Source organism: Streptomyces sp. NPDC015144, from assembly GCF_043079735.1.
Classification (GTDB): Bacteria; Actinomycetota; Actinomycetes; order Streptomycetales; family Streptomycetaceae; genus Streptomyces.
This window is the reverse complement of record NZ_JBIBUU010000029.1, coordinates 1-21,197: the sequence shown is the minus strand read 5'-3', so window position 1 is coordinate 21,197 and position 21,197 is coordinate 1. Positions and strand designations below refer to the sequence as shown.

The 21,197-nt window shown below is 74.0% G+C and carries 15 protein-coding genes; 9 read left to right on the top strand and 6 right to left on the bottom strand.

Annotation, left to right across the window (positions count from 1 at the left end):
• Positions 1-35 precede the first annotated feature (35 nt).
• Positions 36-959 carry a hypothetical protein gene (locus tag ACF08W_RS32605; RefSeq protein ID WP_385211065.1) on the top strand — a complete coding sequence of 308 codons (924 nt, stop codon included), beginning with the start codon at positions 36-38 and terminating at the stop codon, positions 957-959.
• Positions 960-1,019: 60 nt separating this feature from the next.
• Positions 1,020-5,795 (top strand): hypothetical protein, encoded by a 4,776-nt coding sequence (locus ACF08W_RS32600; protein WP_392281506.1) that lies wholly within the window; start codon positions 1,020-1,022, stop codon positions 5,793-5,795.
• 24 nt (positions 5,796-5,819) lie between these two features.
• Here ACF08W_RS32600 and ACF08W_RS32595 read toward each other — a convergent pair whose 3' ends face one another.
• Positions 5,820-6,281 (bottom strand): hypothetical protein, encoded by a 462-nt coding sequence (locus ACF08W_RS32595; protein WP_385211071.1) that lies wholly within the window; start codon positions 6,279-6,281, stop codon positions 5,820-5,822.
• A 476-nt stretch (positions 6,282-6,757) separates the two neighbouring features.
• Between ACF08W_RS32595 and ACF08W_RS32590 the strand changes: the two genes are divergently transcribed.
• Genes ACF08W_RS32590 through ACF08W_RS32575 form a run of 4 tightly spaced genes read left to right on the top strand, consistent with a single transcriptional unit; the run spans position 6,758 to position 10,979 of the window.
• The gene (locus ACF08W_RS32590; protein ID WP_392281505.1) at positions 6,758-9,523 is read left to right on the top strand and encodes a nitrate- and nitrite sensing domain-containing protein; all 2,766 of its coding nucleotides are present in this window, start codon (positions 6,758-6,760) and stop codon (positions 9,521-9,523) included.
• The gene (locus ACF08W_RS32585; protein ID WP_352280116.1) at positions 9,520-9,963 is read left to right on the top strand and encodes a roadblock/LC7 domain-containing protein; all 444 of its coding nucleotides are present in this window, start codon (positions 9,520-9,522) and stop codon (positions 9,961-9,963) included. Before ACF08W_RS32590 ends, ACF08W_RS32585 begins: the two co-directional genes overlap by 4 nt.
• A gap of 7 nt (positions 9,964-9,970) precedes the next feature.
• Positions 9,971-10,393, top strand: a complete 423-nt coding sequence (locus ACF08W_RS32580) for a DUF742 domain-containing protein (RefSeq protein ID WP_352280117.1) — start codon at positions 9,971-9,973, stop codon at positions 10,391-10,393.
• Positions 10,374-10,979: an ATP/GTP-binding protein gene (locus ACF08W_RS32575; RefSeq protein WP_392281504.1), complete on the top strand. Its 606-nt coding sequence runs from the start codon at positions 10,374-10,376 to the stop codon at positions 10,977-10,979. The genes ACF08W_RS32580 and ACF08W_RS32575 overlap by 20 nt, the downstream gene beginning before the upstream one ends.
• A gap of 57 nt (positions 10,980-11,036) precedes the next feature.
• On the opposite strand, the gene ACF08W_RS32570 is transcribed toward ACF08W_RS32575, so the two are convergent.
• Both ACF08W_RS32570 and ACF08W_RS32565 read right to left on the bottom strand, forming a co-directional pair.
• Positions 11,037-11,429 carry a DUF962 domain-containing protein gene (locus tag ACF08W_RS32570; RefSeq protein WP_352280119.1) on the bottom strand — a complete coding sequence of 131 codons (393 nt, stop codon included), beginning with the start codon at positions 11,427-11,429 and terminating at the stop codon, positions 11,037-11,039.
• 94 nt (positions 11,430-11,523) lie between these two features.
• Positions 11,524-12,330 (bottom strand): M15 family metallopeptidase, encoded by an 807-nt coding sequence (locus ACF08W_RS32565; protein WP_352280120.1) that lies wholly within the window; start codon positions 12,328-12,330, stop codon positions 11,524-11,526.
• 57 nt (positions 12,331-12,387) lie between these two features.
• Between ACF08W_RS32565 and ACF08W_RS32560 the strand changes: the two genes are divergently transcribed.
• Positions 12,388-12,924 carry an NUDIX domain-containing protein gene (locus tag ACF08W_RS32560; protein ID WP_392281503.1) on the top strand — a complete coding sequence of 179 codons (537 nt, stop codon included), beginning with the start codon at positions 12,388-12,390 and terminating at the stop codon, positions 12,922-12,924.
• A gap of 12 nt (positions 12,925-12,936) precedes the next feature.
• On the opposite strand, the gene ACF08W_RS32555 is transcribed toward ACF08W_RS32560, so the two are convergent.
• The gene (locus ACF08W_RS32555) at positions 12,937-15,288 is read right to left on the bottom strand and encodes a glycoside hydrolase family 31 protein (protein ID WP_392281502.1); all 2,352 of its coding nucleotides are present in this window, start codon (positions 15,286-15,288) and stop codon (positions 12,937-12,939) included.
• Between the two features lie 233 nt (positions 15,289-15,521).
• On the opposite strand from ACF08W_RS32555, the gene ACF08W_RS32550 reads away from it, so the two are divergent.
• The gene (locus ACF08W_RS32550) at positions 15,522-17,498 is read left to right on the top strand and encodes an acetoacetate--CoA ligase (RefSeq protein ID WP_392281501.1); all 1,977 of its coding nucleotides are present in this window, start codon (positions 15,522-15,524) and stop codon (positions 17,496-17,498) included.
• 87 nt (positions 17,499-17,585) lie between these two features.
• Positions 17,586-18,521, top strand: a complete 936-nt coding sequence (locus ACF08W_RS32545) for a hypothetical protein (protein ID WP_385211091.1) — start codon at positions 17,586-17,588, stop codon at positions 18,519-18,521.
• Between the two features lie 68 nt (positions 18,522-18,589).
• Here ACF08W_RS32545 and ptsP read toward each other — a convergent pair whose 3' ends face one another.
• Both ptsP and ACF08W_RS32535 read right to left on the bottom strand, forming a co-directional pair.
• Positions 18,590-20,260 carry a phosphoenolpyruvate--protein phosphotransferase gene (gene ptsP, locus ACF08W_RS32540; RefSeq protein WP_392281500.1) on the bottom strand — a complete coding sequence of 557 codons (1,671 nt, stop codon included), beginning with the start codon at positions 20,258-20,260 and terminating at the stop codon, positions 18,590-18,592.
• Between the two features lie 76 nt (positions 20,261-20,336).
• On the bottom strand, positions 20,337-20,786 hold the full coding sequence (locus ACF08W_RS32535; protein WP_392281499.1) for a PTS glucose transporter subunit IIA: 450 nt from the start codon (positions 20,784-20,786) through the stop codon (positions 20,337-20,339).
• Positions 20,787-21,197: the final 411 nt, after the last annotated feature.

The following is a 21,197-nucleotide window of genomic DNA, read 5'->3' as shown; positions in this document are numbered from 1 at the left end:
GTACCGAAGTGTTTCCGCAACAAGGAGCGACAGCTGTGAGCGAGCACCGCGCACCGCACGACGACGCGTGGAGCGAGCAGGCCACCGCGTACCCCGTCGAGGGCCCCGCCGAACAGCCCGGCCCCACCGCCGCACCCCCCGTCACCCCGGCCGACGCGGCCGACGCCGCCCGGCTCGTCGCCTTCGGCCTCCAGCCCAAGCTGCTGCCCGCCCGCGACGCCGAGTACGCCGAACTGCTCCGCCGCTACCGGGACGAGCCCGCCTTCGCCCGGCTCGCCGACGCGGTGGCGACCGGGCTCGGCCTGGTCGTCCTGGAGGTCTCCACCCGCGCCGGCATGGCCGTGACCGCCGCCGAGGACTCCGTCTTCGCCGTCCGCATGGGCGACTACGCCCGCCGCGCCTCCTCCGACTCCGCCGACCGCTTCCTGCACGGGCTCGCCCACCTCGCCGTCGCCGCGATGGCCTTCCCCCGCCCCGAGGACCTCGCCGACGACGCGTACATCGGGCGGATCACGGTCAACGGCGTCGACTCCTTCGTCCGCCAGGCCTGCCACCGCCTGGAGGAACGCGCCGCCGAGCACGGCGACAACACCGACCCCGCCACCGACGCCCCCGGGCTGGAGGCGGCCTGGCGGATCTACGCCCGCCGCAGCTCCACCGGCGCCACGAAGGACGCCCGGCGGCTGGCCGGCTCCACCACCGGCATCGTCGGCAAGGCCGTCGCCTTCCTCACCGACTCCGGCTTCCTCCAGCGCACCGGGGACGACGCCGGAGGCGCCTTCCGCACCACCGCCCGCTACCAGCTCCAGGTCCGCGACATGGCCGGCTCCGCCGCCATGGCCGAACTGCTGGAGCTCGGCGTCGTCCCGGTCACCGACGGCACCGCGACCCTGCTCCCGCCGCCCGGCGCCGACGACCTGGAGCTGGCCGCCGACGCCGGCCTGCCCTTCCACGCCTGACCGGGCACCCCACCGCTTCCCTTCTGCCTGCCGCTGTCTGAACGACGAGAGTCCGCCGCCATGTACGAGCTGTCCCGGGTCCGCCTCTACTCCATCGGGCCTGCCGGTGCACGCTACGCCGATACCGTGCTCGACCTGCGCGGAGTGGGCGAACCCGTGCCCAACCCCGCACCGGCCCAGGCGGAGTTCTTCGAGGAGGAGCCGGTCGGCCCGCCGCGCCGCCCCGCCCCCGCCGGCGTGCTCTTCCTGGAGAACGGCGGCGGCAAGTCGGTGCTGCTGAAGCTGATCTTCTCGGTGATGCTCCCCGGCCACCGCAACACCCTCGGCGGCGCCAGCTCCGGCGTGCTGCGCAAGTTCCTCCTCGCCGACGACTGCGGGCACGTCGCCCTGGAGTGGCAGCACACCCTCACCGGGGAGTGCGTGGTCGTCGGCAAGGTCAGCGAATGGCGTGGCCGCCAGGTCTCCAACGACCCCCGGAAGTTCGCCGAGGCCTGGTACTCCTTCCGCCCCGGCCCCGGCCTCGGCCTGGACTCCCTGCCGGTCGCCGAGGCCACCTCCGTACGCCCGTCCGCCGAAGGCACCTCCGGCGCGCGCGGCAGGCGCCGCACGATGAAGGGCTTCCGCGACGCCCTCACCGAGGCGGGCAAGTTCTACCAGCACCTCGACGTGCACTGGGAAGAGATCCACGACCGCTGGAACGAACACCTCGGCGACCTCGGCCTCGACCCCGAACTCTTCCGCTACCAGCGCGAGATGAACGCCGACGAGGGCGAGGCGGCCGGACTCTTCGCGGTCAAGAAGGACTCCGACTTCACCGATCTGCTGCTGCGCGCCGTCACCGACACCCGCGACACCGACGGCCTCGCCGACCTGGTCAGCGGCTTCGGCAACAAGCTGGGCCGCCGCGCCGAGCTGACCGCCGAACGCGACTTCACCGCGGGCTCCGTCGACCTCCTCGGCCGGATCGTGGAGGCCGCACGGACCCGCTCCCGCACCCGCGACGTCCACGCGGGCGCCGAACGCCGCACCCGTACGCTCGCCCGCAGGCTCTCCGCCCGCGCCGTGGAGGAACGCGGCCGCACCGCCGAGCTCGCCCAGCAGGTCACCGCCGCCGCGCACACCGTGACCACCGCCGAGCGGGACCGCGGCCGCAGCGCCCTGATCGCCGCCGAACTGGCCTACCGGCACGCCTCCCTGGCCCTGACCGCCGCCGAGAAGGGCGCCGCCGCCCAGCGCCGCGAACTGACCGACGCCCGCACCCTGCACTCCGCCTGGCAGGCCGCCGAGGCGGTGCTCCGCCACCGCGCCGCCGCCGACCGCTCCGCCCGGGTCGCCGTCGCCATCCGCGAGGCCGAACGGGACGCCGCGCCCGCCCTCGCCGCCCGGGCCACGGCCGCCGCCGACCTCGTCCAGGCCCTGCACACCGCCGCCGAGGCCGGCGAGACCCTCGCCAACGAGGAGGAGGAGCGCTCCGCCATCCTCCAGACCGAGGGCGAGCGGGCCCACCGTGACGCCACCACCGCCGCCACCGAGGCCCAGCGCGCCCGCAGCGAGGCCGGGCACCTGCGCCAGCGCCTCGCCGAGGTCGAGCAGGAGACCGCCCAGGCGGTACGGGCCGGCTGGCTCGACGACACCGCACCGGACGCCGACCCGGCCCGGGCCGCCCTCGCCGCGAGCGACGCCGAGACCTCGGCCGTCGCCGCCTGGGACACCGCCCGGGAAGCCGCCCGCGCCGCCGCCGACACGGCCCGGGAGGCGGCCGCCGCCGAGAGCCGCGCCGAACTCGCCGCCGCCCGCGCCGCCGACGCCGCCCACGCCGCGGAACAGGCCTACGGGGCCGAGCTCAGGACCGCCGAGTCGATCGCCGCCGACCCCCGGCTGGCCGACTTGCTCGGACTGCCCGCGCACCCCGGCACCGGCGTCCCCCGGCCCCGCAGCGGCGCGGCCGGCCCGGAGCCGGACGCCCCGCACGGCACCGACCGGCGCCCCGCCGGAGAACCGGCCGGCGGCCCCGTCGAGCCGGACGGCACGGCCCCGGCCGCACCGGGCACCGGAACCGCCGTCGCCGAGCAGACCACCGGCCGGGAACGGCCCCTCACCGCCCAGGAGCTGGACCGGAGCGCCGACGAACTGCGCGAGCTGCTCGACCGGTCCATCACCGCCGCCGAACGCCGCCTCTTCGAGCTGCGCACCGCCGCCGCCGACGACTCCCGCATCCTCGGCGCGCTCGGCGACGGCGGACTGCTGCCCCCGTCGCCCGACGTCCTCGCCACCGTCGAGTACCTCGGCGAACACGGCATCCCCGCCCTGCCCGGCTGGCGCTACCTCGCCCAGGCCGTCGACCCCGCCGACCACGCGGCCGTCCTCGCCGCCCGCCCCGAGCTGGTCGACGGCGTGGTCATCACCGACCCCGACTCGCACGCCCGGGCCCGCGAGGTGCTGAGCGGAGCCGCGCTGCTGCCGCGCTCCGCGGTCGCCGTCGGCACCGCCGCCGCGCTGCTTGCCCCCGTCCCGCCCGCCGGTACCGGCCCGGCCGCGGACACCGAGGGCGTGTTCCTGGTCCCGCCGAACCCGGCGATGCACGACGAGCACGCGGCCGACGAGGAACGGCAGGCCCTCAGGAGCCGCGCCGCCGCCCGCGACGAGGACATCCGCGCCCTCGCGGCCCGACTCGCGGGGGACCGCACCCTGGCCGCCCGGATCGGCTCCTGGCGGGCCGACTGCCCGCCCGGCACGCTCGCCGAGCTCGCCGAGGCCGCCCGCACCGCCCGTACCCTCGCCGGGACCGCCGAGGCCGAGCTGGCCGAGGCCCGTACGGTGCGCGCCGAGGCGGACGAGGCGGCCGCCGACACCGCCCGGGTTCGCGAGGAGCGCCAGGAGACCGCCCAGCGCGCCCGCCGCACCGCCGACGCCCTCGCCGGTCTCGCGCACCGGCTCCGCGAACGGGCGGGCTGGCAGCTCAAGCTCCGGGAACTCACCGACGAGGCCGCCGAGTCCGAGGCCCGCGCCGCCACCTTCCTGGAGCGCGCCCGCGCCGCCGACGAGGACCGCCGCGCCGCCCAGCGCGCCGCCGACGACGCCCGCCGCACCGCCCGCGCCCTGCGCGCCGAGCGGGCGGAGATCGCCGGCGCCCCCGAGCAGCTCCCGGAGCCCGACGGCGACCGCCCGCGCCCCGCCCTGCCCGCACTGCGCGAGGCGTACCGGGCCGCCTCCCAGCTGTACGAGAAGGTCGGCGTCGGCGCCGACCTCCGCGCCGAGCAGGCCCGCGCGGAGAGCGACGAGAGCGCCGCCCTCGCCGAGCTCGACCGGCTCACCAACAAGGTCCGCACCCGCGCCGCCCAGCTCCTCGAATCCACCGACGGCGCGGACGGCCCCTCCCGGCAGGCCGCCGCCGCCCGCGCCGAATCCCTCGTCCAGCTCCTGGAGACCAGGGCCTCCACGGCGAGCGAGCAGCTCGGCCGGCTCCGCGGCGAGGCCGAGCGGCTCGCCCCGGCCGACGGCGAGCCCCACCACACCGAACTCCCCGAGGAGCTCGTCCCCGCCGACGCCGAGCAGGCCCAGACCCTGCTGCGCACCGCCACCGCCGAACTCGCCGCCGCCACCGCGACCCTGGACACCGCCCGCGCCGCCCACGCCGAGCTGCTCCACGCCCACCGCACCGCCGAGGACTCGGCGGGCGGCTTCGACGAGACGGCGGCCCTCCTGCGCGACCTGCTCAGGGACCACGGCGCGGAGGACGACCCCGAGGCCCCCGAGCCCTACCCCGGCAGCCTCGGCGAGGCCCGGCAGTCCGCCGCCGAGGCCCGGCGCTCGCTGCGCGGCTGTGCCGCCGACCTGTCCGCCGCCGAGAGCGCCGTACGGGAGGCGGGCGACGTCCTCGTACGCCACGCCAACGCCACCCGTTACGAGCAGGTACGCACCCCCGCCCGGCAGCAGATCCGCGAGCTGCCCGCCTCGGCGCTGCCCGAGCACGCCGAGAAGTGGGCCGCCGCCTTCGCCCCCCGGCTCCGGGTGCTCACCGACGAACTGGCCCAGCTGGAACGCAACCGCGACTCCATCGTCGACCGGCTCCGCGGCCTCGTGGAGTCCGCCCTCACCACCCTCCGCTCGGCCCAGCGCCTCTCCCGGCTCCCCGAGGGCCTGGGGGAGTGGTCCGGCCAGGAGTTCCTCCGTATCCGCTTCGAGGAACCCGACCAGGCGACGCTCACCGAACGGCTCGGCGAGGTCGTCGACGAGGCGACCCGGGCCGCGCTGAGGAAGAACTCCGACCTGCGCCGGGACGGCATGTCCCTGCTGCTGCGCGGCGTGCAGGCCGCCCTGGAGCCCAGGGGCGTCGCCGTGGAGATCCTCAAGCCGGACGCGGTGCTGCGCGCCGAGCGCGTACCGGTCGGGCAGATGGGCGACGTCTTCTCCGGCGGTCAGCTGCTCACCGCGGCCATCGCCCTCTACTGCACGATGGCCGCGCTGCGCAGCAACGACCGGGGCCGCGACCGGCACCAGCACCGCCACGCGGGCACCCTGTTCCTGGACAATCCGATCGGCCGCGCCAACGCCACCTACCTGCTGGAGCTCCAGCGCGCGGTGGCGGACGCCCTGGGCGTGCAGCTGCTGTACACGACGGGGCTCTTCGACACCACCGCGCTCGCCGAGTTCCCGCTGGTCATCCGGTTGCGCAACGACGCCGACCTGAGGGCCGGGCTGAAGTACATCAGCGTGGAGGAGCATCTGCGCCCCGGCCTGCCGCAGCAGGACCCGAACGGCGGGACGGTGCACGGCGAGATCACCGCCACCCGGATGTTCAAGCGGGCCGCCACGGCCGATCCCGGCGGCGCGTAGGCCGCGCTCGGCGGTGAGCGGCGCTCAGGCCCCGGAGAGGCTCTCCGTGCCCCGGCGGCGTATCCGGGCCTCGTCCCGCTGCGCCGCCCGCGCCGCCCGCCGTGCCCGGCGCCGCTCACGGCGCAGCCGCCGTGCCGAGCTGCTCGGCACGGAGACCACGCCGTTGCGCTGGTTCCAGACCTGCCGGGTCACCCAGACGTCCAGCACCGACCAGGTCGCGACCACGGTGCTGGCCACACCGCTGAGCACCATCGGGAAGGCCAGCCAGGACTCGGTCAGCGTGCACAGGAACGCCACCATGGCCTGAATGATCGTCAGCGACATGATGAGCACGGCACGCACCGCGGAGCCGCGCACCGGGTCGGGCATCCGCCACCGGGTCGCCGGCTCCTCCACCCACAGCTGGCGCGGGACCCTCGCCCCGCCCGCACCCGCCGCCCCGGCCGGTGCCGACGACACCGCGCCGCGACGCTCTTCCGTTTCCAAGGACTCTCAACTCCCCACCACTGTCCGACTTCAGGGCTGCCGACCGGACCGCGCCACGACCTGTGAGCGCGGTGGACCGCTCCGCCCGCGGAGCCCCGTCCCCCGACGCGCGCCCGGCGGCCCGGACGGTCCGGCTCCGGTCATGGTCCCGCAGAACGGGCCCCGACACTCCTCGTGTTACCCCTGCCCCGTACAGAGAGACGAGTGAGTGGCGGTGAAGATTCCCCCAAGTCGGAGCGAAGCGAATAATTCCAGCCAACTGCTCTGCCGGTCGGGATCAGGCCATGGGGGGCTTCTTCTGCCGCTTTCGCGAATTTCATCGCTCGCGATATCAGGACAACCTGCGATCGAGCCCGGATAGCGCGGCTGAAAATAGTCCGGACGACCCTTCGAGTTGTTACTCCGTCGGTAGTAGGCTCGCGCCGTTTGTTGACGAAACACGACCCCCGCCCCGCGGGGTCGAGCTGGGGGAGTCCATGCGCTTTCGCGGGAAGTCCATCCGCAGGAAGATCGTGGCGCTGCTGCTGGTGCCGCTCGTCTCTCTCACCGGGCTCTGGGGATTCGCCACCTATCTGACGGGACGCGAGGCCCGTCACCTCATGGGCGCGAGCGCGATCGTGGAGAAGGTCGGCCACCCGCTGGAGGACACCGTCCGCGCGATCCAGGACGAGCGCCGCCAGACGCTGGTCTTCCTCGCCGACCCCAGGGCATCCAACGCCCTCCCCCTGCTGCAGCGCCAACGCGCGGCCACCGACAAGGTCCTGGCCGGTGTCAAGAACGGCGCCCGGCAGAAGGACATCCGAAAAGCGCTCAGCGCGGAGGACGACGCACAGCTGAGCTCGATCCTCGCGACGGTCGAAGGACTGGGCGCCCTGCGCGAATCGGTCGACCAGCGGACCATCGACCGCGCCAAGGCCATGGAGTTCTACGGCCGCTTCATCGACCCCTGCTACCGCTTCCTCACCGGACTCCGCACGATGGAGAACGTGTCGATGGACAAGCAGGTCCGGGCGCTGGCCGGAATTTCCCGGGCCCGCGAAATGCTTTCCCGCGAGGACGCCCTGGTCGCGTCGTCACTGATCGCCGGGCGGCTCACCGCCGACGAACTGCGCCAGGTCTCCGACCTGGTGGCCAACCGCAAGCTGCTCTACGAGATCAACGTGGACGCGCTGCCCGCCTCGGAACGCCAGAGCGTGGAGCAGTACTGGGCGAGCCCGGACAGCGAGCCGCTGCGGACGGCGGAGAAGGTCCTCGTGGAGGAGGGAGCCACCGAGGACCCCCGTGCCGTCGACGCCGAGCGCTGGCAGGAGGCGGCCTCCCCGGTCCTGGACCGGCTGGCCGCCGACTCCACGGAGATGAACGTCCGGTTCCAGGAACGCGGCAGGCCCGCCGGGTACGGCATCCTGATCAAGGCCGGGGTCGCCGGTGTCCTCGGGTTCCTCGCCCTGGTCGGCTCGGTCTTCGTCTCCGTACGCATCGGCCGCGAGCTGATCCGCGACCTCTCCCGCCTCCGCAAGGACGCCCACGAGGTGTCCGGCGTACGGCTGCCGAGCGTGATGCGCCGGCTCGCCGCCGGGGAACAGGTCGACGTCGAGACGGAGGCCCCGCACCTCCAGTACGAGCGGGACGAGATCGGACAGGTCGGCCAGGCCCTCAACACCCTGCAACGGGCCGCCGTCGAAGCGGCCGTCAAGCAGGCGGACATGCGGCGCGGCGTCTCCGAGGTCTTCGTCAACCTCGCCCGCCGCAACCAGGTCCTGCTGCACCGGCAGCTGACCCTCCTGGACGCCATGGAGCGCCGCACCGAGAACACCGACGAACTCGCCGACCTCTTCCGCCTCGACCACCTCACCACGCGCATGCGCCGCCATGCCGAGGGCCTGGTGATCCTCTCCGGCGCCGCCCCCTCCCGGCAGTGGCGCAAGCCGATCCAGCTCATGGACGTGGTGCGTGCCGCGGTCGCCGAGGTCGAGGACTACGAGCGGATCGAGGTCCGCCGGCTGGACCGCATCGGCGTGGGCGGCCCGGCCGTCGCCGACCTCACCCATCTGATCGCCGAACTCCTGGAAAACGCCACCGTGTTCTCGCCGCCGCACACCGCGGTCCAGGTGCACGGCGAGCGGGTGGCCAACGGCTTCACCCTGGAGATCCACGACCGGGGCCTCGGCATGACCCCCGACGTCCTCCTGGACGCCAACCTCAGGCTCGCCGAGACCCCCGAGTTCGAACTCTCCGACACCGACCGGCTCGGTCTCTTCGTGGTCAGCCGCCTCGCCCAGCGCCAGAACGTCCGGGTCTCGCTCCAGAAGTCCCCGTACGGAGGCACGACCGCCGTCGTCTTCATCCCGGCGACGCTGCTCACCGAGGCCCCGGAGACCCATGGCACCGGCTTCCGCCTCGACCGCCGGGCCGAACGGGCCATCGGCGGCGGCTCCGCCGGAGCGCCCCCCGGCGGCGCACCGGACCGCCGGACCACCGGCAGGTCCCCGGGCCTCTCGCCCGTCCCCGCCGGCCTGGTCGACCCGGCCCTCCTGGACGGCCCCGTGGAGCTCGAAGGCCCCGTCGACACGCTCGGCTTCGACGACGGCCCCGCGCTCGACCCGCTCCTGGACCCCCTGCTGGGCGGCGCCGACGACCTCGACGGGACCGAGAGCGAGCGCGGCGGCATCTTCCGCGCCCGCGACCTGCGGCGCGAGACCGACCGCGAGCAGCACCAGCAGGCCCCCGAACGGCCGGCCGGAGAGGGGCCCGGCGCCCCGGTGCCGCTGCCCCGCCGCAAGCCCCCGACCCTGGTCGCCGAGAATGGCCGCCGGGTCGACGGACCGGCCCGCTCCCGCCTCGCGACCGCCGACACGGACGGGCGTGCCACCGCCCGCATCCCCCACGACACCGACCGCACCGCCCGCCCGGGGACGGCCACCGAACCCCGGCAGCCCGCCGGCTTCCGGAAACCCGCCGCAACCGCGGACACCCGGGAGACCGTGGGCGGCCTGCCCCGCCGCATCCGGCAGGCCAGCCTCGCCCCGCAGCTCCGGGAGGAAACGGTCGTCCGCGAAGCCGAACCGGACCGGACGGAACCGGACCTGGACTTCGAGCGTGATGCGGAGGAAGTGCGCAGCCGCATGGCTTCGCTCCAGCGCGGCTGGCAACGCGGCCGACGGCAGAACGCCGAGAACGCCGAGGGCACAGCCGGCCACGGTGACACAGCACAGGGAACCACTCCGGGAGGGGACGGTCGATGACCGCACCGAACGTCGCAGCAACCACCGCCGCACGCCAGGGCTCCGGCCAGCTCAACTGGCTCCTCGACGAGCTCGTCGAGCGCGTCGCCAGCATCCGCAAGGCGCTGGTGCTCTCCAGCGACGGCCTTGCCACCGGCACCTCGAAGGACCTGACCCGCGAGGACAGCGAACACCTGGCGGCCGTCGCCTCCGGGTTCCACAGCCTGGCCAAGGGCGTCGGACGCCACTTCGACGCGGGCCGGGTCCGCCAGACCGTCGTCGAACTCGAAGGGGCGTTCCTCTTCGTCACGGCCGCCGGTGACGGCAGCTGTCTCGCCGTGCTGGCCGACGCGGACTCCGACGTCGGCCTGGTGGCGTACGAGATGACGCTGATGGTCAAGCGCGTCGGCGCCCACCTGGCCAACGCGCCCAGGACGACCGGTCAGTCCGCCGGGGGGTGAGGGGACGGTGAGCGCCGAATCGCCCGGATCCCCGGCCACGCCCACCGACCCGCAGGCCCCGCACTGGTACGACGACGAGGCGGGACCGGTGGTCCGTCCGTACGCGATGACCCGGGGCCGTACCAGCAGCGCAACCCGCCATCGGCTCGACCTGATCGCCCTCGTCGTGCCCGAACCCGCGGCCGACGACCCCGGCCGGGACCGGACGCTCTCCCCGGAACACGTGGAGATCGTCGAACTCTGCAGCGGCATGCCCCAGTCGATCGCGGAGCTCGCGGCCGGCCTGGACCTCCCCGTCGGGGTGGTCCGGGTGCTGGTCGGCGATCTCGTCGAGGACGAACTGGTGCATGTGACCCGTCCCGTTCCGCCGGCCGAACTGCCGGACGTGAGCATTCTTCGAGAGGTGATCGATGGTCTTCGGGCGCTCTAGCCGCAAGAAGCGGCCCGTGGAGCCCGTTGCCCTGAAAATCCTGGTGGCGGGCGGGTTCGGCGTGGGCAAGACGACGCTGGTCGGCGCGGTCAGCGAGATCAGGCCGCTGCGCACGGAGGAGACCCTCAGCGAGGCGGGCCGCCCGGTGGACGACCTGGCGGGGGTGGAGTCGAAGACCACCACCACGGTGGCCATGGACTTCGGCCGGATCACGCTCCGCGACGACCTGGTGCTGTACCTCTTCGGCACCCCGGGACAGGACCGCTTCTGGTTCCTTTGGGACGAACTGGCCCAGGGCGCGCTGGGGGCCGTCGTGCTCGCGGACACCCGGCGGCTGGAGGACTGCTTCGCGGCGGTGGACTACTTCGAACGCCGCAAGATCCCCTTCACCGTCGCCGTCAACCGCTTCGAGGGGGCCGAGACCTTCCCCGCCGGGACGGTGCGGGCCGCGCTGGACCTCGATCCGGAGGTGGAGCTGCTGATGTGCGACGCACGCGACCGTGCCTCCGTACGGGACGTGCTCGTGGCCGTCGTCGAGCACGCGGCGGCCCGGGTCGACCGCGACCGCCAGCCGGCCGCGACGTAGGGCGTTCCCGGCGGGCCGGGCCGGACACGCCCCGGTGCCCGACCCCCTGGCGTCCGGTCAGTCCCCCTGTCGGCAGTCCCCCTGCCGACAGGGCTCCTGTTCGCAGGGGTGCTCGGCGAGCCACTTGGCGGCGGTCTCCGCCAGCTCCCCGTCCCGCCCCGCCAGCATCATCCGGATCATCTGCGCGTCGCCGCGGAGCGACCAGACCGGATGCCCGAAGGTGGCCGGGTTGTTCTTCTCGATCAGGAAGTGCGCGGGCCAGGCGGTCCCGTACCCGATCAGCGGCAACGCGGCCAGATACCGCTTGCGGCCCCGGGCCAGGCCGTAGGCGGTGAGCGCCAGTCCGGTCAGGGTGCCGGTCAGATGGACCCACCGGGTCGCGGCCTTCGAGTGCATCGCCACGTAGTAGGGCCAGAACTCCTCGTACGAATCGAACGTCTGCTCAGCCATACCGGCACGGTAGCCGTTGGAACGGGAACCGGAAACGCCCGCGCGGCGGCCGGGGCCCCGGGAGCGGCCCCTGCCGCCGCCCGCGCGCCCGGCGTCAGTGCCCGGCGACGGACCGCCGGGCCACCGGGAAGTCGAAGTAGGTGTCCGGGAACAGCTCCGGCTTGAAGGTGTAGTGCCACCACTCCTCGGCCAGATTCACGAACCCGGCCTCGGTGAGCGTCTTCTTCAGGAACTGCCGATGGGCGCGCTGCACTCCCCGCACGCGCGGGTCGTCGGTGTGGGAGAGCGTGTCGAAGCAGTCGAACCCGGTGCCCATGTCCACCGAGTTGTCCGGGAACCGCTCGGCTGCCGGTGCGTAGCAGGGCACCTGCTCACCGCCCGGACGGTACGGCGGGGTCGGCGCGGCGGGCAGCCTCACCAGCGTCAGGTCCACCGTACTGCCGCGGCTGTGCCCGGACTTCTCCGCGATGTACCCGTCCGCGAACAGCCGCGTCTTGTCGACCCGGGGGTAGAACTCGCCCTTCATGGCCTGGTCGTCGAGGTCCTTCGCCCACCGTACGAAGTGGTCGACCGCGCGCTGCGGGCGGTAGCAGTCGTACACCTTGAGCGAGTAGCCCTGGCGCAGCAGCCGGGTCTGCGCCCGGTGCAGGGCCCGTGCCGCGGGGCGGGTCAGGATGCAGAGCGGCTGACGGTAGCCGTCCACCGGGACGCCCATGAAGGTGTGGGCGGTGGGGTAGCGCATCTCCTGGATGATCGTCGGATCCACCGAGCTCAGCGCGACGAACTCCGCGGGCGCCTTCGGTTCCGGCCCGGCCGTCGCCGCCGGGGCGGTGGCGGCGACGGCGGACAGGGCGGCGGCAGCGGCCGCCAGGACACGGAGAGCGGAAGCAAGTTTTGTCATGACCGCATAATCCAGCAGTGCGGGGCTCTCCACCCGGCGATCCGGTACAGTCCGCGCGTGTCCGAACCCCGGAGCAAGCCCGTCGAACCCGTCAAGGACTCCCACTGCGGAAGCTGCGGCGCCCGCTACGACCTCCCGCCGGCCACCTGGCCCCGCACCTGCGCCGCCTGCTCCACCACGGCCTACCGCAACCCGCTCCCCGTCGCCGTCGCCCTGCTGCCCGTCACCGGCCCCGACGGCACCGGCCTCGTCGTCATCACGCGCACCGTCCCGCCCCACCGGGGCGGCCTCGCCCTCCCCGGCGGCTACATCGACCACGACGAGGACTGGAAGGACGCGCTCGTACGGGAACTCCGCGAGGAGACCGGCATCCGGGCGGCCGCACAGGACGTCCGCCTCGCCGACGCCCTCAGCGCCCCCGACGGCCACCTCCTCCTCTTCGGTCTCCTCCCGCCCCGCCCGGCCACGGCCCTCCCGGCCTCCCGCCCCACCGACGAGACGGCCGGCTTCCGGCTGCTGACCGCCCCCGCCGAGCTCGCCTTCCCGCTCCACACCCGGGCCGCCCGCGCCTGGTTCGACGGCCGCTACCGCTGACCGGTACGCGCCCTACCGGCCCCGCACCCGCACCGGACACCCCACCGGCCCCTCACGCCCCTCCCGTTCCACCACGACCCGCCCGTCCACCCAGCGCGAGGTGTACCGCTCGACCTCCGCCCGCTCCCAGCCGTCCCCCACGTCCCGGACCACCGCCCCACCACCCCGGCGCCCCGCCGCCGGAGCCCAGACCTCCAGCTCCACCCCGCCGTCCGCACCCCGCACCGGCAGAATCGAACCGGCCCGCGCCAGCACCGGGATCCGCGACAACGGCGCGTCCGGCACCGCCTGCCCCGGCCCCTCGTACACCGCACCGGTCGCCGTGTCGTACCAGCGCCCCCGCGGCAGCCGCACCGCCCGCCGGTCCGCGCCGGGCTCCAGCACCGGGGCCACCAGCAGCGCGTCCCCCAGCAGGAACGCGTCCCCGCAGTCCCGCAGCGCCCGGTCCCCGGGCGACCGCCACCAGAGCGGCCGCACGTACGGCGCACCGGTCAGCCCCGCCAGCCGCGCCAGCGTCACGAAGTACGGACGCAGCCGCTCCCGCTCCGCCAGCGCCGCCCGCGCGTGCTCCAGCACCTCGGGCCCGAACTCCCAGGGCTCTCGCCGCCCCGCGTCGAGCGCCGCATGGGTACGGAACAACGGCAGGTACGCCCCCAGCTGGAACCACCGCAGATACAGCTCCGGCGACGGCGACCCGTCGAACCCGCCCACATCGGGCCCCGAGTACGGCACCCCGCACAGCCCCAGCCCCAGCACCAGCGCCAACGAGGTCCGCAACCCCGGCCAGCCGGTCTCCACATCACCGGACCAGGTGCCCCCGTACCGCTGCATCCCCGCCCAGCCGGACCGCGAGAACAGGAACGGACGCTCCGCCGGACGCAGCCGCAGCAGCCCCTCGTACCCGGCCCGCGCCATCGCCAGCGCGTACACGTTGTGGGCCTCCCGGTGGTCACCGCCACGGCCCTCCAGCGCGTGCCGCGCCGACCGGGGCAGCGTCGGATCGCCGAACGCGGCGAACGACACCGGCTCGTTCATGTCGTGCCACACCCCGGAGAAGCCCTGCGCCAGCCGCTCCTCGTACAGACCGCCCCACCACTCCCGCACCGCCGGATCGGTGAAGTCCGGGAACACGCACTCACCCGGCCACACCTCACCACGCACCAGCCGCCCGCGCGCGTCCCGCACGAACGCCCCGCCGTCCCCGACCGCCGCCCCCGCGTCGAACAGCGCGTTCCCCGGCTCCGCCTTCACCGCCGGATCGACGATCGACACCAGCCGCACGCCGTCCTCCCGCAACTCCTTCGCCAGCCCCGGCAGGTCGGGGAACCGCTCCCGGTCCACCGTGAACACCCGGTGCCCGTCGAAGTGGTCGATGTCCAGATGCAGCGCGGACAGTGGCAACCCCCGCTCCCGGTAGCCGCCCGCCACCCGCCGCACCTCCCGCTCGCTCCCGAACCCCCACCGGGCGTGCTGCGGGCCCAGCGCCCAGCCCGGCGGCAGCGCCGGAGCACCGGTGAGCGCCGTCCACCCCCGCAGCACCCGGGACGGCGTCCCCGTCACCACCCAGCAGCGCAACGGCCCGCCGTCCATCCGCACCTCGCACGTCCCGGGCCGGTCGTGCCCCGAACCCGCACCCTCCTCGCCCTCGCGCAGCGTCACCCGCCCCCGCCAGGAGTTGTCGTGGAACATCAGATGCGTCCCCGCGTCACTCACCACCAGCTGCACCGGCATCGTCAGGTACAGCGGATCGTCCTGCGGCCCGAACCGGCCCCCGGGATCGGTGTTCCACAACGCGTACGCCCCGTCCCGCAGCCGCGGCCCCGACGCCCGCCCCCCGAGCCCGAAGAACCGCGCGTCCGCGGGCACCTCGGAACGCTGCACCCACCGCGCCCCGCCCCCCGCCACCGGCTCCCACCAGCGCGGCGGCAGCTCCCGCCGCAGCACCACCCCGCCAGGGGTCCGCAGCTCCACCGCCCCGTGCCGGGACACCGCGACGGTCAGCCGCTCCGAGACCACCTGCCAGCCACCGTCCGTGTCCGGCTCCAGCACCGCCCGCGGATCGGGCTCCGGCGCCGCGCCCGCCAGCGCGTACGACGGAAGCGGCTCCGCCCCGTCCCAGCCCCAGAACACCGCACCCCCCACCGCCACCCGCACCCGCAGCACGGACCGCGCGAACCGCACCACACCCCCGCCCGGCCCCGGCTCCGCACCCACCACGGGCCCCGGCACCCGCGCCCGCTCCGCACCGCGCGGCGGCAGCGCCCGCGCATCCGCGCCCCGGCGCCGCCAGGAGGAGCGCACCGCGCGCAGCCCCCGCACCGAACCGACCGACTTCACCGAGCGCACCAGGTCACGACCGTTCATGCGGCTCACCCTGCCATCGAACAGGGCGGACGCGGGCTCCGTTCAACTTCCGTTCACCCAGCGCCGGACCCGTGGCCGGACCACATGTCCGGGCCGCCGGCCATGGGTGGCGAACCCTGGTGCGAAAGACGATCACATGGCATCGTCCGTAAAGGCCGCCTCACGCGCACACCCCGGCACGTGCGCGCGACCCACGCCCACCCCGCGTATCCGCAGAGCCAGGGAGCCGCCCCATGACCACCGCAGCCGACGAGACCCCCCTCTGGCAGCCCGGCCCCGACCGCATCGCGGCCGCCGCCGTCACCCGCTTCCAGAGCTGGGCCGCCCAGCGCCACGGAGCACCGGCCGAGGGCGGCTACCCGGCGCTGCACCAGTGGTCCGTGGAACAGCTCGACACCTTCTGGCGGGCCGTCGCCGACTGGTTCGACGTACGCTTCTCCACCCCCTACGAGGCCGTCCTCGCCGACCGCACCATGCCAGGCGCCCAGTGGTTCCCCGGCGCCACCCTCAACTACGCCGAGCACGCCCTGCGCACCGCCGAGGACCCGCTGCGCGCGGACGCCCCCGCCCTGATCCACGTCGACGAGACCCACACCCAGGTCCCCGTCTCCTGGGCCGAGCTCCGCCGCCGGGTCGGCTCGCTCGCCGCAGAGCTCCGCGCCCTGGGCGTCGTCCCCGGCGACCGGATCAGCGGCTACCTCCCCAACATCCCGGAAGCCGTCGTCGCCCTCCTCGCCACCGCGGCCGTCGGCGCCGTCTGGACGTCCTGCGCCCCGGACTTCGGCGCCCGCAGCGTCCTCGACCGCTTCCAGCAGGTCGAACCCGTCGTCCTGTTCACCGTCGACGGCTACCGCTACGGAGGCAAGGAGCACCACCGCGCGGACACCGTCGCCGAGCTGCGCCGCGAACTGCCCACCCTGCGCGCCGTCGTCCACATCCCGCTGCTCGGCACGGCGGCCCCCGAGGGCGCCCTGGACTGGTCCGCCGTCACCGCCGCGGACACCGAGCCGGTCTTCGAGCAGGTCCCCTTCGACCACCCGCTGTGGGTCCTCTACTCCTCCGGCACCACCGGGCTCCCCAAGGCGATCGTCCAGTCCCAGGGCGGCATCCTGCTGGAGCACTTCAAACAGCTCGGCCTGCACTGCGACCTCGGGCCGGAGGACCGGTTCTTCTGGTACACCTCCACCGGCTGGATGATGTGGAACTTCCTCGTCTCCGGTCTCCTCACCGGCACCACGGTCGTCCTGTACGACGGAAGCCCCGGCTACCCCGACGTCAGCGCCCAGTGGCGGGTCGCCGAACAGACCGGGGCCACCCTCTTCGGCACCTCCGCCGCCTACGTCATGGCCTGCCGCAAGGCCGGCATCCACCCGGGCCGTGACCTCGACCTCTCCCGCGTCCAGTGCGTCGCCACCACCGGCTCGCCCCTCCCGCCCGACGGCTTCCGCTGGCTCCACGACGAGGTGGCCGACGACCTCTGGATCGCCTCCGTCAGCGGCGGCACGGACGTCTGCAGCTGCTTCGCCGGAGCCGTCCCCACCCTCCCGGTCCACATCGGCGAACTCCAGGCCGCCTGCCTCGGCACCGACCTGCGGTCCTGGGACCCGGCGGGCAAGCCGCTGACCGGCGAGGTCGGCGAACTCGTCGTCACCGCCCCCATGCCCTCCATGCCCGTCCGCTTCTGGAACGACCCCGACGGCAGCCGCTACCACGACAGCTACTTCGACATGTACCCCGGCGTCTGGCGCCACGGCGACTGGATCACCCTCACCGACCGCGGCTCGGTCATCATCCACGGCCGCTCCGACTCCACGCTCAACCGCCAGGGAGTACGGATGGGCTCCTCGGACATCTACGAGGCCGTCGAACGGCTCCCCGAGATCCGGGAGTCCCTCGTCGTCGGCATCGAAGAGCCCGACGGGGGCTACTGGATGCCGCTCTTCGTCCACCTCACCGAGGGGGCCCGGCTCGACGACGCACTGCGCGACAGCATCAAGCGCGCCATCCGGGAGAACCTCTCCCCGCGCCACGTCCCCGACGAGGTCATCGAGGTCCCCGGCATCCCGCACACCCTCACCGGCAAGCGCATCGAGGTCCCGATCAAGCGCCTGTTGCAGGGAACGGCCCTGGAGAAGGCGGTCAACCCCGGCTCGATCGACCGGATCGAACTCCTCCACTTCTACGAGGAACTGGCCCGCGAGCGCGCCTGACCACCCCGCCCACGTCACCGACCGTCCCGTTGTCAGTGCCCGTGATTACTCTGAGTGAGCATCGATCGACAGCGCACTGGGGGAGTCATGGGGCACACCACGAACAACGGGAAGAACAACCACGGCAGGCCGTCCCGTCCCGACCGGTCGGCCGCGTCCATGCGCCGCGCGCTGCGCCGCGAAGCACCCAGCACCGTCGGCCTGCTGGCCGACGAGCAGGACTTCGCGGCGATGCGGCGCTACCGCACCTTCACCTTCGACGACCACACCCTCTACCTCCAGCAGGTCGAGAGCCTGCTGAAACACCTGTCCGCACGCGGCGTGCACACCACGGTCGCCCTCTTCGACCCCGAGGAGTACGCCGAGTTCTGCGCGGACGCCGGGCTGCCCCCGGACACCCCGGACAGCCGCAGCCGCTTCACCGCCGAGGTCGCCTCCGTCGGCGCCACCGTCACCTACACCGGACAGTCCCTCGACGACCTGATCCCCCTCCTGGCCGACCGGGCCGCCCGCCGGGCCACCTGGGAGTACGCCACGACACGCCTGGCCGGCCTCGGCGCCTGCGCGGAGTGCGGGGAGGACATCGGCCGGGCCGCCTTCGACCGGGCCTCGCACCTGCTGCTCCGGGTCCTGGAGGCGGCGGGCACGGGCACGCACCACCTGGTCTGCAGCACCCCCGCCGACGGCGAACACCTGGTGGCCGTCCTGCACACCGCGCGCGACGCCGCCGGACCGGCCCTCATCGGACCGGACGAGGGCGCCGAGTTCGTGACGGTGCTGGCCGTCGCCATCGCCCTCGAAAGGCCCGCCGGGCTCGTGCTCCGTACGACCCGCCCCGGCGCCGGGGACCGGGTGCACGGCTGGCGGCTGAAGCGGGGTGCCCTTGTCCCGCTCGGCGCCGCCGAGGTCTTCGACGCCTACTGCACCGACGCCGAGACCGGCGAACCGATCGCTCCGGAGTCGCACGTGGAGTACTGCGCGGGCTTCGACATCGGCGCCGACGAACCGGAGGCCCACCACTGACAGCACGGAGGGGCTCCCCGCCGCCATCGGGCGGGGAGCCCCTCCGTGTCCTCACGGCAACCGCGACGCTACTCGCCCGAGAGCACGCCCTGGGCCGCGACCCGGGCCTCCTCGGCGGAGTCGGCCGCGCGGGCGGCCGACGCGGCACGCTCGCACTGCGCCAGCGTGTACTTCGCCAGCGTGGCCCGGACATAAGGAATGGAGGCGGCGCCCATCGACAGCGACGTCACGCCCAGCCCGGTCAGCACACAGGCCAGCAGCGGATCGGAGGCCGCCTCACCGCAGACACCACAGCTCTTGCCCTCGGCGCGGGCCGCCTCGGCCGCCAGGGCGACGAGGTCGAGCAGCGCGGGCTGCCACGGGTCCTGCAACCGCGACACGGCACCGACCTGCCGGTCGGCGGCGAAGGTGTACTGCGCCAGGTCGTTGGTGCCCAACGAGAGGAACTCCACCTCCCGCAGGATCGAACGCGCCCGCAGCGCGGCGGACGGAATCTCCACCATCGCACCGAACTTGGCCTGGAGACCGGCGGCGCGGCAGGCGTCGGCGAAGGCCCGGGCGTCCGCCCGGTCCGCCACCATCGGCGCCATGACCTCCAGGTACACGGGGAGCCCCTCGGCCGCCTTCGACAGAGCGGTCAACTGGGTACGCAGCACCTCCGGGTGGTCCAGCAGGGTGCGCAGACCGCGCACGCCCAGCGCCGGGTTCGGCTCGTCCGCGGGGGTCAGGAAGGCCAGCGGCTTGTCGGCCCCGGCGTCCAGCACCCGTACGACGACCCGTCCTTCGGGGAACGCCTCCAGCACCGCGCGGTACGCGGCGACCTGCTTCTCCTCGGACGGCGCCCGCTCGCTGTCGTCCAGGAACAGGAACTCGGTACGGAACAGCCCCACGCCCTCCGCGCCGGCCTCGACCGCGGCCGGGACGTCGCCCGGCCCGCCGACGTTGGCGAGCAGCGGCACCTTGTGACCGTCGGAGGTCGCACCCGGGCCGGACGCGGCCGAGAGTGCGGCCTTGCGCGCCGCGGCGGCACTCTCCATCTCCGCGCGCTTCTCGGCGCTCGGTTCGACGAAGATCTCACCGGTGCTGCCGTCCACGGCCACGACCGTGCCCTCGGCGAGCTCACCGGCACCGGGGAGCGCCACGACGGCGGGCACCCCGAGAGCGCGGGCGAGAATGGCGCTGTGGCTGGTCGGCCCGCCCTCCTCGGTCACGAAGCCGAGGACCAGGGCCGGGTCGAGGAGCGCCGTGTCCGCGGGCGCCAGGTCCCGGGCGATCAGTACATAGGGCTCGTCGCTGTCCGGCACCCCGGGCATCGGCACCCCGAGCAGCCGGGCGACGATCCGGTTGCGCACGTCGTCGAGGTCGGCGACCCGCCCCGCCAGGTACTCCCCGGCATTGGCGAGCAGCGCCCGGTACGCGGCGAACGCGTCGTAGACCCCGCGCTCCGCGGTGCTGCCGACGGCGATACGACGCTCCACGTCGGCGATCAGTTCGGGGTCCTGAGCCATCATGGCCTGGGCCTCCAGCACGTGCTGGGCCTCGCCCCCGGCCAGATTCCCGCGTGCGATCAGATCGGCGGCGACGGCCTCGACGGCCTGCCGGGCGCGCCCCTGCTCACGCTCGGCCTCCTCGGCGGGGATCTGCTTGGCCGGCGGTTCGAGCACCGCCGTCCCCATATGGCGCACCTCACCGATCGCCACTCCGTGGCTCACACCGACGCCTCGCAGCGTTGTCTCCATGTCACCCGTCTCCGGTCGTGCGGCGGCTCGTGCCTCCGCGGTGGATATCCAGTCGGCCGTCATCGGACCGGGCTCGTCACTGCCAGCCGAACAAGGAGTCGCCGACCTTCACGTCGCCGTTCTCGAGCACGTCGGAGAGGGAGTCGGCGGTGGCCTCCAGCGCGACGACCGGGCACACCGGCGACTTGCCGGCCTCCTCGACCCCCGCCGGGTTCCAGCGCACGATGCCCTGACCCCGGGTCACGGTGTCCCCCTTGTTCACGAGCAGCTCGAACCCCTCACCGTTGAGCTGAACGGTGTCGATCCCGAGGTGGGTCAGTACCCCGTGCCCGTCCGCGTCCACCACGACGAACGCGTGCGGATGCAGGGAGACGATGATGCCGTCGACCGGCGACACGGCCTCGGAAGGCTCACGCACCGGGTCGATGGCGGTGCCGGGTCCCACCATCGCGCCGGAGAAGACCGGATCCGGTACCGCGGCGAGCCCGATCGCCCGTCCGGCAAGAGGGGACGTCACAGTGGTCATGGGGAGCCTCCCAGGGGTGGAGCTTGTGGGGCGCCGTTACCGTATGTGGGTAACGACGTGCTGTTCAGCAGCGTAAGTCATAAGAAGTCCCGGTTCCGCCCGAGTCCTGCTGCTACGCGGCCTTAGCGCCACACCGGAAACGATTTGCCTCGACTCCCTGCTGCCTGTACTGTCGTACTCCTGCCTGGCCCCAACATGACCTTCGAGTCGAGGGCCGGTGGCGACCTTCAAGCAATTGACTCTCCACTACGACGTGGCACCTGTATGTCTGCAGGGGCTGGTCAAGGAAAGAGAAAAGGCCTGATAGAGTCGGACTCGCCGGAAAGGGAATCGCGGAAGCGAGGAACTGGAAAGCGGAACCCGCTTCGACCGGGAATCGGGACTCGAAAGAGTCTGATAGAGTCGGAAACG